This is a genomic window from Myxococcales bacterium (genome assembly GCA_022184915.1).
In the GTDB taxonomy this organism is placed as follows: Bacteria; Myxococcota_A; Polyangia; order Fen-1088; family Fen-1088; genus JAGTJU01.
Genome location: JAGTJU010000004.1, coordinates 510,007 through 526,408, shown reverse-complemented (window position 1 = coordinate 526,408; position 16,402 = coordinate 510,007). Strand labels below are relative to the sequence as shown.

17 protein-coding genes are annotated in these 16,402 nt (G+C 68.8%); 9 read left to right on the top strand and 8 right to left on the bottom strand.

Annotation, left to right across the window (positions count from 1 at the left end):
* Positions 1-52: 52 nt before the first annotated feature.
* The gene (locus tag KA712_17355; GenBank protein ID MCG5054732.1) at positions 53-1,903 is read left to right on the top strand and encodes a hypothetical protein; all 1,851 of its coding nucleotides are present in this window, start codon (positions 53-55) and stop codon (positions 1,901-1,903) included.
* A 60-nt stretch (positions 1,904-1,963) separates the two neighbouring features.
* Entirely contained in the window at positions 1,964-3,289 is a 1,326-nt protein-coding gene (locus KA712_17350) for a PQQ-dependent sugar dehydrogenase (protein MCG5054731.1), read from the top strand.
* Here the strand turns inward: KA712_17350 and KA712_17345 are convergent.
* Both KA712_17345 and KA712_17340 read right to left on the bottom strand, forming a co-directional pair.
* Positions 3,286-4,857: a TolC family protein gene (locus KA712_17345; GenBank protein ID MCG5054730.1), complete on the bottom strand. Its 1,572-nt coding sequence runs from the start codon at positions 4,855-4,857 to the stop codon at positions 3,286-3,288. The two genes, KA712_17350 and KA712_17345, sit on opposite strands and share 4 nt — an antisense overlap.
* A 13-nt stretch (positions 4,858-4,870) precedes the next feature.
* The gene (locus tag KA712_17340; GenBank protein ID MCG5054729.1) at positions 4,871-5,584 is read right to left on the bottom strand and encodes a DNA mismatch repair protein MutH; all 714 of its coding nucleotides are present in this window, start codon (positions 5,582-5,584) and stop codon (positions 4,871-4,873) included.
* Here KA712_17340 and KA712_17335 point away from each other — a divergent pair.
* On the top strand, positions 5,583-6,044 hold the full coding sequence (locus KA712_17335; GenBank protein ID MCG5054728.1) for a septal ring lytic transglycosylase RlpA family protein: 462 nt from the start codon (positions 5,583-5,585) through the stop codon (positions 6,042-6,044). The two genes, KA712_17340 and KA712_17335, sit on opposite strands and share 2 nt — an antisense overlap.
* Here KA712_17335 and pgeF read toward each other — a convergent pair whose 3' ends face one another.
* Genes pgeF through KA712_17320 form a run of 3 tightly spaced genes read right to left on the bottom strand, consistent with a single transcriptional unit; the run spans position 6,045 to position 8,137 of the window.
* Positions 6,045-6,806: a peptidoglycan editing factor PgeF gene (gene pgeF, locus KA712_17330; protein MCG5054727.1), complete on the bottom strand. Its 762-nt coding sequence runs from the start codon at positions 6,804-6,806 to the stop codon at positions 6,045-6,047. It abuts the gene before it with no gap.
* Between the two features lie 43 nt (positions 6,807-6,849).
* A complete protein-coding gene (locus KA712_17325; protein MCG5054726.1) occupies positions 6,850-7,845 on the bottom strand; it encodes an RluA family pseudouridine synthase in 996 nt (331 codons plus the stop codon).
* A 25-nt stretch (positions 7,846-7,870) separates the two neighbouring features.
* Complete coding sequence (locus KA712_17320; GenBank protein MCG5054725.1) at positions 7,871-8,137, bottom strand: hypothetical protein; 267 nt, start codon at positions 8,135-8,137, stop codon at positions 7,871-7,873.
* A gap of 127 nt (positions 8,138-8,264) precedes the next feature.
* Here KA712_17320 and KA712_17315 point away from each other — a divergent pair, with 127 nt between their 5' ends.
* The 3 genes from KA712_17315 to KA712_17305 all read left to right on the top strand — a co-directional run bounded on the left by KA712_17315 (position 8,265) and on the right by KA712_17305 (position 12,136).
* Positions 8,265-8,732 (top strand): hypothetical protein, encoded by a 468-nt coding sequence (locus tag KA712_17315; protein ID MCG5054724.1) that lies wholly within the window; start codon positions 8,265-8,267, stop codon positions 8,730-8,732.
* 119 nt (positions 8,733-8,851) lie between these two features.
* Complete coding sequence (locus tag KA712_17310) at positions 8,852-9,880, top strand: GGDEF domain-containing protein (protein ID MCG5054723.1); 1,029 nt, start codon at positions 8,852-8,854, stop codon at positions 9,878-9,880.
* A 204-nt stretch (positions 9,881-10,084) separates the two neighbouring features.
* Positions 10,085-12,136, top strand: a complete 2,052-nt coding sequence (locus KA712_17305) for a YgiQ family radical SAM protein (GenBank protein ID MCG5054722.1) — start codon at positions 10,085-10,087, stop codon at positions 12,134-12,136.
* A 24-nt stretch (positions 12,137-12,160) separates the two neighbouring features.
* Here the strand turns inward: KA712_17305 and KA712_17300 are convergent, their stop codons facing one another.
* Positions 12,161-12,427 carry a DUF1905 domain-containing protein gene (locus KA712_17300; protein MCG5054721.1) on the bottom strand — a complete coding sequence of 89 codons (267 nt, stop codon included), beginning with the start codon at positions 12,425-12,427 and terminating at the stop codon, positions 12,161-12,163.
* A gap of 78 nt (positions 12,428-12,505) precedes the next feature.
* Positions 12,506-13,213: a hypothetical protein gene (locus KA712_17295; protein ID MCG5054720.1), complete on the bottom strand. Its 708-nt coding sequence runs from the start codon at positions 13,211-13,213 to the stop codon at positions 12,506-12,508.
* 71 nt (positions 13,214-13,284) lie between these two features.
* On the opposite strand from KA712_17295, the gene KA712_17290 reads away from it, so the two are divergent.
* Genes KA712_17290 through KA712_17280 form a run of 3 tightly spaced genes read left to right on the top strand, consistent with a single transcriptional unit; the run spans position 13,285 to position 16,047 of the window.
* Positions 13,285-14,316: a hypothetical protein gene (locus tag KA712_17290; protein ID MCG5054719.1), complete on the top strand. Its 1,032-nt coding sequence runs from the start codon at positions 13,285-13,287 to the stop codon at positions 14,314-14,316.
* Positions 14,300-15,157, top strand: coding sequence for a ferritin-like domain-containing protein (locus tag KA712_17285; protein MCG5054718.1), 858 nt, complete (start codon positions 14,300-14,302; stop codon positions 15,155-15,157). Before KA712_17290 ends, KA712_17285 begins: the two co-directional genes overlap by 17 nt.
* Entirely contained in the window at positions 15,154-16,047 is an 894-nt protein-coding gene (locus KA712_17280; protein ID MCG5054717.1) for a hypothetical protein, read from the top strand. Before KA712_17285 ends, KA712_17280 begins: the two co-directional genes overlap by 4 nt.
* A 17-nt stretch (positions 16,048-16,064) precedes the next feature.
* Here the strand turns inward: KA712_17280 and KA712_17275 are convergent, their stop codons facing one another.
* Entirely contained in the window at positions 16,065-16,388 is a 324-nt protein-coding gene (locus KA712_17275) for an FKBP-type peptidyl-prolyl cis-trans isomerase (protein ID MCG5054716.1), read from the bottom strand.
* Between the last annotated feature and the right edge of the window lie 14 nt (positions 16,389-16,402).

The following is a 16,402-nucleotide window of genomic DNA, read 5'->3' as shown; positions in this document are numbered from 1 at the left end:
AGTCCGATCCCCGCAAGCCCCGGAGATGAGCTATATTTTTGAAGTTTTTTCCATGACCCGCTGTGGACAAAGGTCTTCCGACGTTCGCGGACCTTCCGGCTCTGTCACCCGGGCGGCTCACCGGGTGCTGTGCGCGGGCCTGATGGCGCTCCTTTTGGGGGCGGCCGCCTGTGGCCAGGGCGACGGCGGCGGGGAGACAGGCGGCCTCGTTCTGGTGGCGGCCTCCGAGACACTGGCTCTGCCTCCGGGGGCCCCAGCGCAGGTGGACTTTCGACTGAGCGACCTGCAGGGGCGGGCACGCCCCAACCGCACCCTGACCTTCGCGCTCGTCGAGGAGGAGTCTTCGGGAGCGGGGGGAGCCTTGCTGGAAACCCCGGTGGGTCTCACCGACACTCAGGGCACCTTTTCGGCGCGCCTTCGCGCCGGCGCGGCCGCCCGTTTCCTTCTGCGTGCTCGGCACGGAAGCGACCTCGAAGCCACCGTGTCCGTGACCGTGGCCCCGGTCACGACGGCAAACGCGCAGGCTTTCGTCGTGAGCCAGCCGGGTCAAACGCCGGCGTCTCTCGAGCTGCGCCTCTACGAGGGGGGCGATTGTGACCAGCTCGGGCCCGATGCCCCGCCACCGGAAGACCCCCTGTACGTGGCCCGAATTCCCGCCGCCGGTACATGGAGGCTCCCCCCCCTCACACGACGCGGGCAGTACGCCGTGCTGGCCCGCGGCCTGGACCAATCCGGGGCGCTGTTCGCGTTCGGGTGCGTGACCTTCGACGGCGCTTCGTTGCTTCAGTCGGCGCTCGTGAACATCCCCGTGCCCATGGGCCTGGCCGCGCCGGTCCTGACCGGGCGCTACGAGCTGGCCTCTGAGTTAGCCTTTGCGCCTGCGCCCCCTGCTGGCGCCGTCGCCGTGGCGGAGGCATGGGCGGGGCTCTCGCGATGTCCACAAGACCCAGCGCAGCTTTGGCTCGACTGCACGCTCGACGCGCTCGGGGGTCCGGCAACGAGAGATGACCCGCTCGATTGTCAGGTCAGCCCTGACGAAGGCCCCCTCGGGGCTCAACTGGCGGCACGGCGCGGTCTGGCCCTGCCAGACAAGCCCGCGTGTCGCGGCCTCGAGGACGAAGGCGGCCTGCCGAGCGCCGAGGCGATGGTGCGCGCGCTCTTCCCCGTGCCCCCCTCGCCGCTCGCGCCGCGCGTGGCGGCTTTGGCCGAGCTCGGGCGCAAGGCGGCAGGCCTCTTCGACCGGATTCGCCTGTCCTCGTCCCTCGTCTTCTATCGCACCGGGCGGGACGGGGAGCTGGCCTTCGACCATATCGTGCGCAGCATGGGGTTCCCCGTGGGAGACGGATTTTACCCCCTGGCTGCCTTCGACCGCCCCGGCCGCTTCAGCCGGTTCCGGAGGGCCACCGTCACCGAAGCGGGGACACGGCTCGAGCTGTCCCGCCACGGCTTCGGCCTGCGGCTGGGTTCGGCCGCGCGCCGGGCCTTCGCCCTCCGGGCGTTGATCGCTGGCGAGTGGCCCGAGGAGGAGCGCGCCTTCGTCGACGCCCTGGCAAGCCTCGCCGACGATGGTGAACGCAAGGGGTGCTCGGCCCTCGATGCGCGGCTGTGCCCCGAGCTCGGCCAGCCGGAAGGGTGTCTCCTGGCAGCCTGCATGCAGGGCCTGAGCGGACTGACGGCGCGGCTGACCGCTGGGTTCGAGGCGCTCGACGGGGACGATCTGGATCTCTTCATGGAGGGCGCGGCCACGCTGCTCGACCGCAGCCCCGACGGCACCGTCCGCGCGCTTGGCAGTTTGAAGCTCGAGCGCGGGGGGCCTGGACTGTGGACCGGTGAATCGCGAGGTGCCGAGGGCACGAGCAACCTCACGGGTCTTTGGATTGGCGTCAGGGCTCCGGGCTCGTGAATGTGGGCAGGGCGCGAGCCCTGACGGCTGGCCTCGTGTATGCATCTGCACCACGCCATCATGATTCGTGCTTTCCTCGAGACCTTCACCCTCCCAAGCGCCGCGCGTTGGCCCTGGGTCGTCGCGCCCGTGCTGGCGCTGGCCAGCTGCGCCACGCCCCCGCCTCCGCAGGCGCGTCAGGGTGAGGCGCGCGCCCACGCGTTCACGGCCGTCGCGACACCGATCGAAGGCCCCGCCGAGACGGCCAGTGCCGCCGAGCTCGCAAAGACGGCGGTTTCTCTTACCCCCCCGCCGCCCGAAGTGGCTGAGAGCGTTGTCCTCGAGCTCGTCACCGAGGAAGCCCACGAGGCCACGGCTCTGGTGGCTGCACCCGAGCCGCCGGGGCGCCTCTTCGTCCTTCAAAAGCCCGGGCTCATTCGCCTTTTGCGCGGCCGCACGTTGGTCGAGGCCCCCTTTCTCGATCTGCGCAAACAGGTGGCCGTGAACGGCCGTGACAACGGCGAGCAGGGGCTGCTGGGCATCGCGTTTCACCCCGCGTTCGCGAAAAATGGCCGGTTTTTCATCAACTACACGGCCAAGGGCGGTGACACCCACGTGGAAGAGCGGCGGGTCTCGAAGCGCGACCCGAACAAGGCTGACCCGCACCACGCCCGGACACTTTTGGTGGTGGATCAACCCTACGGCAACCACAACGCCGGCGATCTCACCTTCGGGCCGGACGGCTTGCTCTACGTGGGCTTTGGGGACGGGGGGGCCGCAGACGATCCCCACGGGCATGGCCAAAACGCAAACACGCGGCTTGGCTCGCTGGTGCGGATCGATGTGGACCAGGCCAAGCCCGAACCACAAACGGTGGCCATCGGCCTGCGCAACCCCTGGCGCATCAGCTTCGATCGGGTCACCGGCGACCTGTACATCGGCGACGTGGGCCAAAACGCTTACGAGTACGTGCACCTGCTCTCGGCGGCCCAGCTCGTGGCCCCTGGTGCGCCCTACAATCTTGGGTGGAACGTCATGGAGGGGTTCCATTGTTTCAAGGGCAAGCCCTGCGACCCAAGTCAGTACCAAAGCCCCATCATCGAGTACCCCCACAGCGACGGGTGTTCGATCACCGGCGGCTACGTCTACCGAGGGCAAGCGTTGCCCGCGCTCGGCGGGCACTACTTCTACGCCGATTACTGTACGGGGCTCGTGCGGAGCCTCTTGTGGAACGGGCAAGCGCTGACGGCTTCGCACGACTGGAAAGCGGTCGTGGATCCCGAGTCCCGCCTGGCGCGGCTGGCCTCGTTCGGAGAAGACCAAGCGGGCGAGCTGTACCTCGTCTCTCACGACGGGCCCATCTACAAGCTGGTGCCCCGGCCCGCGGAGCCCCAAGGCGCACTTTAGTTTCGCAAGACCAGGCCGTAGCGCTCGAGCACGTCCCCCGTGACGGTCTCGAGCGCGATCTCGAAGAGCAGCAGATCGACGCGGGACCGCAGGAGCTGGCTTTCGGCCACCTTCAGCTCTTGCTGTCTCAGCAAGACGTCGTTGTTCGTGGCGCGGCCCACGGAAAACCTCGCCAACTCGGCCTCCAGGTTCTGCTTGGCGAACGCCACCACCTGTTCCCCGAGCTGGATGCGTCGGGCCGCCACCTCGACGTTCGAGGAGAGCCGCACGACCGAGTCGCGCAGGTCCACCTCGAGGGCCTCGGCGTCGAGCCAGGCGCGTTCGTTGCCGAGCCGCGCGAGCGCACCCTGCCCCTTGGCGGCGCGGTTCTGTACGGGAAGCTGGAAGTTGAGCCCCACCGACCACACTACGTTCTCGAAGTTCAACGTCTGAGAGAGCGCGTCGTCGAAAAACCCTGCACGACGTCCCGTACTGCCGAGCTGCCCCACGACGTCGAGTTGGGGCCGCAAGGTGTTTTGTGCCACTTTGATATCGAGTTCGGTGAGCGCCACACCTTTCCGCAACGACTGTAGCTGGGGGTTGTTGGCCAGGGCGCGCGCCAGTTCGTCGGGGACGTCGACCGGGTGGGGCGTGATGTCGGGCGCGTCAGCCGCCACGAGGTGATCGAAGGTGGGCTCGGCGGCGCGCCCCAAAAGGCGCGTGAGATCCAGGCTGCGAAACAGCACGGCTTGCTCGGCGCCCACCACCTCCCGCGTCCGGTCAGCGATGGCCCGCTCCACGGCGGCCGCATCGATGGGGGCCAAGCGGCCCACCGCGATCTGGGCGCGCGTGGCCTCGAGCTGCTGCCTTGCCAGCTCCACGGCGGACTGCCGGATCTCGAGCTCACGGCTGGCGAAGGACAGTTCCCAATACCCTGTGAGTACGTCCCGCGTCACCAGGGCGGCGCGGGCCTGCCGGTTGAGCAACGCCAAATTGACCTGAATCTTGCGGCGCTCGATCGTGGCCTGCGCGATCTGAGAGCCGTAGCCGCGCAGGATGGGGTGGCTGAGCGTGAGGCCAAGGCGGGTGCCGTAGACGCGACACTCGAAGTTGCCGACGCCGCAGAGAAACTGCGAGGTCGAGTCGGTGACGTTGCCATTGAGCGCGAGGCGCACGGAGCCGCCGCTCTCGAGCAGGCGCGAAACCCCGATGTCCATCGAAACGCTGTCGGAAACACCTCCTGACAGATCGCTTACGTTGAGGCTGGGGGTGATGGTTTCTGCGTAGGTGAGGTTGCTGTCGAGGAGCACATCGAACTGGCCCAGGGCCCCCACGACCTGCGCACGCGCCGAGCGCAGACTGATGCCTTCGCGCCGCAGATCAAGGTTTCCCTTGACCGCTTCGTCGAGGACCATCCGCACAGACACGGGCACCGTGCGGACCGAAGGCGCTGGCGCCACGGGAGCCGCCCATACCGGGCCCCGCGAAGCCGGGGTGAGCCCCGGGGGGGCCAGGACGAGGAGAGCCAAAAGGAGCGGGGCCAACGGGCCCGTACGGAAAGGAGAAAAACGGAGGAGACGAGCGAACATGGGCTTTTGGGGTCTATGGGGTTTCGAGGGGTGCGCGCAGGATGGCCCCAACGAAGGCGGGACGCAGGTAAAAACCGCATTTTCCGATGCGAACGGGCCGACCTTCGTCATCGTACGCGCGACGCTGATCACGCGCGTTCTTCGCTTTGGGGCGAACCTGCAGGACCTGCCCCAGGTGCCCCGTGAGGGCGGCAGCGCGCCCGACGCGAAAGTAGTCTCTGGAAAAGAGCTCGAAGTCGGCCCGTAGAAGGGCCTCCTCCGTCGCAGAGGGCTGCCAGAGGCGAACGTCCGCCACCTCGCGGTCGCCCACCGAGGTCCCCCTCCCCGGCACCCGTAACGCCACGAACAACACGCGGCAGAGCTTCCGCCGCACGTGGCTCGTGTCCCAGGACTCCCCGGCGATCGCGATGGGATCGATCACACACACGGCCGTCGACTCGAGAGGTTTGCCCGCCCCGTCCACGGGGACGGTCTTGAGCTCCACGCCGAAGGCCTCGAAATCCGGCCCATGGGACGTTTCTTCCGTCCCTCCCAATTCCCGCTCTATGATCTGGCCCGACCAGCCCTTGGTGCGCACGTTGCCCACAGGAACCGGCAAACCCAAACCATCTGCGATGTCGGCGAGGCGTGCGCCCACGAGGGACCGTGCGTGCGCGACGAGCGCCACCACCCTCGGATCGTCGAGAGCGGGCAGCCGTTCGGTGAGGGGTGGGGAACGCAAGGTCATGGGCCCCGCACCTTACCCCGCGCGGCGCCGCTTCGCCGCGGTCGTGGCGCTGCTCGCCGGGTTGTGGGGCACCGCGTGCGGGCACGGCGCTACACCCACCCGGGAGCCGGAGGATCGCCGGTTTCATGCCAACCCCGGCCTCCGCCAGCGCGGGCTGGCCAGCTACTACAGCAACCGCTTGGCGGGGCGGCCCACCGCCTCGGGCCAGCCTTATCGTCCCGAGGGGCTGACGGCGGCCCATCGCTTTTTGCCCCTCGGCACCTGGGTCAAGGTCACGCGCGTGGGCGACGACGAACGCCTGCGCGGTCCCTCGGTCACAGTGCGAGTGAACGACCGTGGCCCCTTCGGCAAACGCCGCATCCTGGATCTGTCACTCGCAGCGGCGCGGGCCCTGGGCATGCTGCGGGTGGGCGTGGCGAAGGTCGAGGTGGAAGTGGTGAGCGCGCCGGGGCCGCGCTGATCAGGGGGCCGCAGCCACGATGAAAGCCATCATCTGGCCCGTCGTGCTCCCCTCGCGTCGGTAGGAGAAAAAGCGCTGCGGATCGCAGTGGGTGCACGCGTCGAGGCGCTCGACGTGTTGGGGACGAAGACCCGCCGCCACGAGCAAGCGTTGGTTGGTCTGCCAGAGGTCGGCATGGGGCCGGCCCCGGACGCCGCTTCGAATCAGGTCCGGATGAAAACACGGGAGCCGGCGCAGGGCCTGCACCACGTCGTCGCCCACCTCGAAGCAGCAGGGGCCGATGGAGGGGCCCATCGCGGCGCGGAGGTCTTCGGGTCGGCTTCCGGCAGCGGCCAGCGCCCCGACCGCAGCGCCCACCACGTTGGCCGCAGTGCCGCGCCAGCCTGCGTGCACCGCGCCCACCGCCCCCGTCACAGGGTCGGCGAGCAGCACGGGAACGCAATCGGCGACGATGACGGCCGCCCCCTGCCCTGCCCCGCGCGCGACCACGGCGTCGGCCTCAACCGCCGCAAGCGCACCTTCCGGGGTGCCGGGCTCGACGGTCGCCACGGCCGCCCCATGCACCTGACGGGCGAGGTGAAGGGCCCGCGCCCGACTGGCCGCCCGCAGGCGCTGCCGGTTTTCATCCACGCAGCCGGGGTCGTCGCCCCATTTGTAGCCAAGGTTGAGGCTTGCGTAGGGCCCCGCGCTCACCCCGCCGGCGCGGGTGGTGAAGCCGTGAAAAAAATTGGCAGGAATCACCTGGGACCCCAAGAGCGGCAGCGACATCCTGGGGACCAGTTTAGCGGCCTTGCCGCGGGCGTGCTCAGCCGGCAAGCTGCCGCAGGCCCGCGAGGGCAGCCTGGAAGTCTGCGGGAGGCTCGGTCTCGAAGCGAAGCGGTGCTTGGGTGCGCGGGTGCGTGAACCCCAGCACCCGGGCGTGCAGCGCCTGGCGACCCAGGGTGCGCGCCAGCGCGCGAACCTCGGGCTCGCGGGGGGGCCGAGCGTAAAGGGGATCGCCCAGCAAGGGGCAGCCGAGCGCCGCGAAATGGAGCCGCACTTGATGGGTTCGGCCCGTCTCGAGCTGGGCCTCGAGCAGCGACGCCCCCCCGAGCGGCTCGAGCCAGCGCCAGTTCGTCACCGCGACCCGCCCCCGCTTCACTTTGATCGAAAACTTCTTCCGGTCGTGTGGATCTCGACCGTGGAGGGTCTCCACCCGGCCCGCGTTCGACGGGGGCTTACCCACACCGATGGCGTGGTAAACGCGCTCGATGTCGTGAGCCTTGAACGCAGCGCCGAGCCGCGTGAGAGTCAGCTCGTCCTTGGCCACCACCATCACGCCCGAGGTGTCTTTGTCGAGCCGGTGCACGATGCCCGGCCGGAGTTCGCCGCCGATCCCGCGCAAATCTTTGCAGTGCGCCAGGAGCGCGTTCACCAACGTGCCGCCCTCGTGCCCGGGCGCCGGGTGCACCACCATGCCGGCCGGCTTGTCCAGGACCACGAGGTAGCTGTCCTCGAAGAGCACGCGCAAGGCGATGGCCTCGGGCGCCAGCTCCGCCTCTCGGGGAGCCGGCGGGGCCCAGGTGATCACCTGCCCGGCCTTCAGCTTGCGGGACGGCGTGGGACACCGCACGCCATCCACTTCGACCGCGCCTTCGGTGATCTGGCGCGTGAGCTGCGACCGCGAAACGTCGCCGCCGACGAGGTCTGCGAGGGCCACGTCGAGCCGGAGTCCGTGCTGCGGGGACTCCACCCGAAAGCGTCGGGGCCCTGCTTCCGCGGGCGCCGGAGGGCGCGGGGTCGGGTTCACGAACGGGCCCATCGCGCCGGGAGGCGAACCTTAGCGCTCACCAGATGGAGGATTTGATGTGGCCCTTCGAGCGCAAGAGCACGTCGACGATGGCGCGATCGTAAAAACCCATGGCGTGCATCTCGGGCGTGACGCGCGACTTGAAGAGGGCCCGACCTTCCTCGATTTCGGCCGCAATCAGGTCGAAGAGTGTGTCGTTCTGGATGCCCTGGGCGATCTTGGCTTCGTTGTACAAGGTGATGTCGGAAGCGATGGCCCGTGCCAGGCGGCGGGCCCGGTCGGGTGCGTCGATGATCTGCGCCATGAGCCCGCAGCGTAGCTGATGAGGCCCCTGAACGACAACATCTGTGGGGGACCGGCAGGGCGAACCCTTGGTTTCGGCTTTGAATCGCGGCCATCGCCCCCCCGTCCAAGTGCTAAACCTCAACGTCATGAAACACGCCGGTCTCGTCTCGTCCCTCGTGTTCGGTTGCCTCTTGACCGCCACGGCCCATGCGGAAGACACCCACACCGTATCCGCCGCACCCGGGAAAACGAAGGTGGGAACACCCGCCACCTTGGCGGTCACCATCGAAGGGAAAAACGGCTGGCACCTCAACGCCGAGGCCCCGATCACCATGAAGCTCTCACCGTCCGCGGGGGTCACTGTGCCCAAGGATAAGTTGGGGCGCGGCGATCTGGCCGAATCGACGCAACAACGTGCGCGCTTCGACGTGACGGCCACGCCGCACGACGTAGGACCGAAGCGCATCGAAGCCGAGGCCCGGTTCGTGATGTGCCAGGAGACGGCCTGCAAACCCGTCAAGGAGACCGTGGTGCTCGCCCTCGAAGCCCTGGCCTCGGAGGCGCCCGGGGATGGCAAGGCGAAGGCCAAGTCCAAGGCGGGCAAACGGGACTGAGCCAGGCGGGATGGGCCCGCCGCGCCGAGGTGGCTCCACCCTTCCCCGCGGGGCGCTCAAGCCCGCGACGTCCCCGACCGATGTTTCCGCTCAGGGTCCATGGGTTCTGGAGAACCGAAATGAACGCCCGGCAACGACACGAAACCGTCTCGGCAGACGAGCCTCCCCCGGACCTCGGCGCGACGCGCGCGGCGCTCACGGACACCCACAGCGCCCTGCCCGCCCTCGACGACAGCGGACTCGACGCGCTGCTGCCGCCGGTGCCCGTGGTGGAGAAGACCACGTCGCTCGGGGGGCCCCTCGACGGGCCCGCCTTCGAGCGGGCGCCCCGGCTGGTGGTCCTGGCAGGCGCCCTGGAATGCGACGTGTTGCCGCTCGGGCCCGAGGCCCCGTTCGTGATGGGCCGGCTCGAAAGCTGTGACCTCCCGCTCGACGATGAGGGGGTTTCGCGGCGGCACGCCCAGGTCAGCCTCACCGACGAAGGCGCCGTGCTGGAAGACCTGGACAGTCGCAACGGCACGTTCGTGGGCAACAAGCCCATCAAGCGCCATGTGTTGTCGCCTGACGAGATCATCCGGGTGGGCGCGCAGACGGTGATCAAGTTCGCGCTCATGGATCCCATCGAGGAGGAGTACCAGCGGCGGCTGCTGCAGTCGGCGCTCCGCGACGTGCTGACGGGCCTCTACAACCGGCGGCACTTCGACGAGCGCTTCGCGGCTGAATGCGCGGCCGCCCGCCGTCACGGGCGCCCCCTCTCCCTGGTCATCTTCGACGTGGACGACTTCAAGCGCCTCAACGACACCCACGGCCACGGGACGGGAGACCATGTCCTGCGCGAGGTGGCCCGGGTGCTGGGCGCCAACACGCGCAAGGAGGACAGTGTCTTCCGGTACGGAGGGGAAGAGTTCTGCTTCTTGCTGCGCGAAACACCCCTCGAAGGCGCGGTGAAGGCGGCCGAGCGGCGGCGCGAGCTGGTGGCCCGCATGCGCCTCAAGCTGCCGGGATTCGAGACCCTCAAGGTGACCGTGAGCGCCGGGGTGGCCGAGTGGCGCGTGGGCCAGGACGATGCCGAGTTCTTCGCCCGCGCGGACCGCGCGCTCTACGAAGCCAAACGGGCCGGAAAGAACCGGGTTCTCAACGCCCCCTGAACCGCCCGCGCCCCCGCGGCAATCGCCGAAGCGCCGCGTTCGAGCGCGGCCGAACGAGGAGGCTCGTGCTATTCCCAGCCCGTGCCTCCCGTTGCCCCATTTCGCGGTGCCGAAGCCGCCGCCCCCGCCCCGAACCTTTTCGGCTGGCCGCGGTTTCGGCGCGACCTACGCCCCGCGCCGTTTCTGCCCACGACGGCCGACGAGATGCGGACGCTCGGATGGGACGCGTGCGACGTGGTCCTGGTCACCGGGGACGCCTACGTGGATCATCCCTCCTTCGGCATGGCGCTCGTGGGGCGTCTGCTGGAGGCTCATGGATTCCGGGTGGGCATCATCGCGCAGCCCGACTGGCACAGTGCCGCACCGTTTCGGGCGTTGGGCCGGCCGCGGGTGATGTTCGGGGTCACGGCGGGCAACATGGACTCGATGGTCAACCGCTACACCTCGGACAAGCGGCTGCGCCACGACGACGCCTACTCGCCCAAGGGCGAAGGCGGCAAGCGTCCGGACCGCGCGCTGCTCGTGTACGCCCAGCGCTGCAAAGAGGCGGAAAAAGGGGTACCCGTGGTGGTGGGAGGCATCGAAGCCAGTTTGCGGCGCATCGCCCACTTCGATTACTGGTCGGAGAAAGTACGCCGTTCGGTGCTGCTCGACGCAAAGGCCGACCTGCTGGTGTTCGGCAATGGAGAACGGCAGATCGTCGAGATCGCACACCGGCTGGCTGCGGGAGAGTCCGCAGCGCAGCTGATCGACGTACGAGGCACGGCCTTCGCAAAAGCGCAGGGGTTCCTCCGCGCGGGGTTCGAGGAGCTCGACTCCACGCAGGTGGACACGCCGGGCCCCGTCGAAGCTCCACGTAACCCCTACGCCGACGAAAGCGAAACCCGCCAACAGGCATCAGCACCGGGGCTCATTGCCCTGCGCAAGCCCGCCCCTCGCCCGCGGGCAGACAGGGCCCGCACCGTGGTGCGTTTGCCCGCCTTCGAGGACGTGGTGGCAGATCCCGTGCTTTACGCGCACGCGAGCCGCATCCTGCACCTCGAAACCAACCCGGGGAACGCGCGCGCGCTCGTGCAGAGGCATGGTGACCGCGACGTGTGGCTGAATCCGCCGGCCGTACCGTTGACGACCCCCGAGATGGACGCGGTGTACGAGCTGCCCTACGCCCGACGTCCCCATCCGTCGTACGGCGACGCTCCTCTTCCTGCGTACGACATGATCAAAAACTCGATCACCATCCTGCGCGGCTGCTTTGGGGGCTGCACCTTCTGCTCCATCACCGAGCACGAAGGCCGCATCATCCAAAACCGCTCGGAGGCGTCGGTGTTGCGCGAGATCGAGCGCGTACGCGACCAGACCCCCGGATTTACCGGGGTGATCTCCGATCTCGGCGGCCCCACGGCCAACATGTACCGCCTGGCTTGCAAGGATCCGCGCATCGAAGCCGCCTGCCGCAGACCCTCCTGCGTCGCGCCCGGGATCTGCCCCAACCTGAACACCGACCACAGCGCGCTCATCGGCCTTTACCGCAAAGCCCGGGCCGTCAAGGGCGTCAAGAAGATCTTCGTGGCCTCGGGTGTGCGATATGACCTGGCCGCGGAATCACCGGCCTATGTCAAAGAGCTGGCCACGCACCACGTGGGGGGCTACCTGAAAATCGCCCCGGAGCACACGGAGGACGGCCCCTTGTCGAAGATGCTCAAGCCGGGCATCTCCACCTACGAAAAATTCAAGCAGCTCTTCGACGAAGCCAGCCGCGCCGCTGGCAAAAAGCAATACCTCATTCCCTACTTCATCGCAGCCCACCCGGGCACCACCGACGAAGACATGCTGAATCTGGCGCTTTGGCTCAAGCGCAACGGCTTCAAGGCCGACCAGGTGCAGGCCTATCTACCCTCGCCCATGGCCACCGCCACGGCCATGTACCACTCGGGCAAGAACCCGCTGCGCAAGGTGACCCGCACGAGTGAAGAGGTCCCCGTGCCCCGCGGGCTGAAGGTGCGGCGCCTTCACAAGGCGTTCCTGCGCTACCACGCCGAAGAGAACTGGCCGTTGCTCCGCGAGGCCCTGCGCGCGATGAAACGAAGTGATCTCATCGGCGACGGGCCCCAGCACTTGGTGCCGCCGGAGCCCCCCCTGCACGGTTGGAAGGCCCGGGCGGCCCAGGGGACGAAGCCGCGCCCCCCGGGTACCCGTTTCAAGACGCAACACGTACGCCCCGCCAAGCCACGCAAGGCCCCGGCCAAGCCACGTTGACGCCTTCGCCCCAGGGCAGAGGCGTCACTCCCGGGGCGCCAACGAGACCCAGACCGAATCGCCGTGGCCTTTTTGCCCCCGCACCTTCTTGGGAACGGCCAGCAGAGTCTTGCCCGTCTTCGTGTCCCACCAGACGCTGGTGTCCCAGGTCTGTCCGTCCACCGTGGCCCGCACGGGCGTGCGGCCCCAGCCGTGGGTCACCGGCGGGGCGTGCTTTTTGGGAACGGCTGCGAACGTCCACCCCCCCGGCCCCGGGTAGCGAAAGAGCTTGGTACGAAACGCGTTCTGCACGAGCGGCATGATAGCCCGCGGGCCTTGGCCTCCGACAGGACCAGGGGTCTTGCCGCCGGGCACACTCGACTGTGACGCTCAGGTCGTCTTCGTCCGGCTCGTCATGGCCGCGAGCATGAGCGACCACAAACAGAGGGCCAGGTTCTGCATCGGGAGCTGTAGACCCAGAGGCAGCGCATAGATCGCCGCCACGGTGGGGATCCAGACGCCCCAGTTCGCAAGCAGCATGGGCAGCGCGACCGTCTCGAAGAAGCGGCGGTCCAACGCCGCAAGCGTCCGGCCCAGCGCATACCCTTGCTCTTTCCAGAGAAAGGCCACGGCCAACGAAGGCACGGCCCACAGGGGGCCGTAGAGCAGCTGATCGATGGCCACCTTCGTCAGCACCGTCGTGATGTCGGTGCCCGTGCCCACCGTTTCGGCGAGGGCCTCGTAAAGCAGGTTCACTTCGGCGCCCTTGTACCCCCAAAACAAGGTGAGAAACGCCACGGTCGACCCCCCGAGCACAGGGCGGCGTTCGGGAGAACGGATGGAAATGCGCAGCAACAAAGGAGGCACGAGCCCCCCCCAGCACGCCGTGGAGATCACGGCGAAGCCATAGCCCCAACGCTGCTTGAAGGCCGCGAGCGCATCGAGCGCGGTACGCGCGCGCGGTGACGCGTAGTAGAGCGTGACGACGGTGACCGCGACGAGCCACAGGGCAAGACCCGGCCTCAGGTTGTCTTTGGCGGCTTGCAGGCCCCGCCGGATCGCCGCACGCACCATGGCGCGCGAGTGTGAGGGGCGCACGGGACCCTGTCCACCAGCCCGCGAGAGGTCCCTCATCCCGAAGGCGCCAGAGGGCTGCTACGCTCGGCCAGTTGTCGCTTTTTTCCCCCTTTCGCCCCCAGCCCGGCCTGGACGAGCTTCCGTCTCGGTTTCCAGATCCCTTCGGGCTGCCTCCGCATCCCCTGGCCGAGCGCGCGGCGGCGGGCCTGCGTGAACGGTTGACCCAGGGCACGTGGGCCCTGCCCGAAGAGCCCGGCAAGATGTTCGGCGTGCTGGTGGCGCGCGACGCTCAGGGCCAGATCGGCTACCTGCAGGCCTACTCCGGCTTCATCACTGACCCGTGGGACGTGACGGCCTTCGTGCCCGGGACCTGGGACGTCGAAGAGAAGCGCCGTGTGTGGGAACCGCGGGTGCGCGTGCTCAAGGCGCTCTCTGCCCAGATCGACCGCGTGAAGCAGGGCGAGGAGGCAGAGGCACGGCGGGCGCTCGACGCCTTCACGGCGAAACGGCGCCGCGCCCTCGACGCCCTCGTGGCCAACCACGTGGCCCGCAAGCAGGCCCGAGGGCATGCCCGCGCCGCCCTGGGCGACGGCGCCGGTGCCCGGGGTGAACTCGACGCCCTCGCCCGCGAGAGCCGGGCCGACGACCGCACGCAACGCGAACGCCGCCGGACTTTGGCCCAAGAGGACGCCCGCCTGCGTGCTGAGCTCGCCGCGATCGTGTCCGAACGAAGGAGCCTCGAAGCCGAGCGCCGCGCGCGTTGTAACGAAGCGCTCCACGCAGTCCAGGACACGTACATGCTGCAGAACGCCCTCGGGGTGCGCAAGCGCCTGCGCGAGCTGTTCAGCAGCCGGGAGCTTGCGGGCGGGGCCGGAGACTGCGCAGGGCCGAAGCTCCTGCTTTTTGCGTACGAACAGGGCCTTACGCCGCTGGCGATGGCCGAATTTTGGTGGGGGCCAAGCCCCCGTTCGGGCGACCGTCACCACGGGCACTACTACCCCGCCTGTCACACGAAATGCGCCACCGTGCTGCCCTTCATGCTCGAGGGGCTCGATCTTCAGCCTGCCTGGGCGCATGACCCTTGCTCGACGCGACCGGGAGCTTTGCATGAACGCGAACCCTGAGGCGTCCCTGACACCTTTTCGCGATGTCGAGTCCTGGGCCCGTGCCTACGTGCAAAGCACCGACCTCGCCTACAAGCTGGCGCCCTCGCCTTTGCCCCCTCACCATCAGGAGTCACCCGTGGCCGAGCGGTTGGCCGCCCCCGGCCGGCCCGCCGTGTTGCGCCCCGCGACCCGCCGCTCCCGAGCGCCCAAGCCCGAAGCCCTGCACGACAAACGCCTGCGCGCGCAGCTCATGCACGCCTTTTTCCACCACGAGCTGCAAGCGGCCGAGCTGATGTGCTGGGCCGTGTTGGCGTTTCCAGACACCCCTCTTGCGTTTCGCCGGGGCCTGCTGCGCATCTGCCACGACGAAATCCGGCACATGAACATGTACCGCGCCCACATCGAAGCGTTGGGGCACCGGCTGGGTGATTTTCCCGTGCGAGACTGGTTTTGGCGACGCGTCCCCAGCTGCCAGGACGCCCGGGCCTTCGTGGCGTTGATGGGCATGGGCCTCGAGGGGGGAAACCTGGATCTGGTCCCCACCTACGCCGAGCGCTTTCGCGCGGTGGGTGACGAGGAGGGCGCACGGATTCAAGAGCAGGTGGGCGCCGAGGAAAGGGCGCACGTGCGCTTTGCGGTGCACTGGTTTTCGACATGGACGGGTGGCTGTGACTTCGAGACCTGGTCGAAGCTGCTGCCGGCTCCGCTGTCACCCGCCCTGATGCGCGGCCGCAGCGTGGCCCGCGACGAGCGCCTGGCGGCGGGCATGCCGCCGGCCTTCATCGAAGCCCTCATCGCCTACGTGGCGGAGCCGCACGGACGCCCGCTGCCCGAGGCTCCCTCCTTGCCAAGGCCATGAGCGCGGCGGTGCGCTTCGGCTGGGTCCTGAATTTGGACGCCGAGCTCGAGCTGGCGCGGCCGCACCAACGGCCCACCGCGCGCCTCGCCGCTCAGCTTGCGCACCACCGTGCCCTGGCGATGGGCCTTCTTGGGCCCGATGACGTTCTGTTTTCGGAGACGGGCATGCCGCTCGTACCCAGCGATCCGGGCCGCGCCGCTTCGACGGGTCTCGTGGGGCGCGCGTTTTGCCCCACCCCACGCGCCTTGCGCGCCTTGCGGGCCGCCGGGGTGAGCCCCGAACCGCATCCCCCGGTCGAGGTTCTTCGCGCGGTCAATCATCGGGCCTTTGCTCATGGGCTTGGCCGCGGTCTTCACGGACAGCGCCTGATTCGCAGCTTGCCAGAGGCTCACGACCTGGTGGCGGACGGGGGGGCGTACCTGCTCAAGCGGCCCCTGTCCTTCGCGGGCCGGGGCCAGTGTCGGCTGCTTGGGACCGTGGACGAAATGGCCCGCCGCTGGCTCGTCGCCTCGTTGCGCGACGACCTGTTGCTGGCGGAGCCTCTCGTACGGCCGCTCGTGGAGTTCAGCCGCCACGGGTTCCTGACGGCCGCGGGCGACCTTCGCCTGGGTCGTCCCTGCGTGCAGGAGGTGAGCGCGCGAGGGGCCTTCGTGAGCGTGCGGCCCGCGGAGGCTTCCGACCTGAGCCCGAGCGAAGCGGACGCGCTGGCCGAGGCCGCAAACGCCGTGGGGGCGGCCCTCGCGGAGGCCGGCTACTTCGGCCCCTTCGGGGTGGATGCCTACCGGTACGCCGCCGCACACGGCGAGGGCTTTTGCGCGCTGTCCGAGGTGAACGCGCGCTACACGATGAGCTTCGCCACGGGCTTTCCGGAACGACCACCGCCCCTTTGAGCCCGCGTCGCGCAGGCTCAGCGCACCCCGAGCAGTTCGACCTCGAACACCAAGGTGGCGCCCGGAGGAATCACGCCCGCCGCGCCCCGCTCGCCGTAACCCAGCTCGGGGGGAATCGTGAGCTTGCGCTTGCCGCCCACCTTCATTCCCGCAACGCCCTGGTCCCAGCCCTTGATGACCCGCCCCGCGCCGAGCGTGAACGAAAACGGCTGGCCACGGTCCACGGAGCTGTCGAACTTCGTGCCATCGGTCAACCATCCGGTGTAGTGCACGGCCACATTGTGGCCCGCAGCAGCCTCGGTTCCCGTGCCCACGACCAGGTCTTCTGTTTGCAGCGACATGCCGAGCACCATGC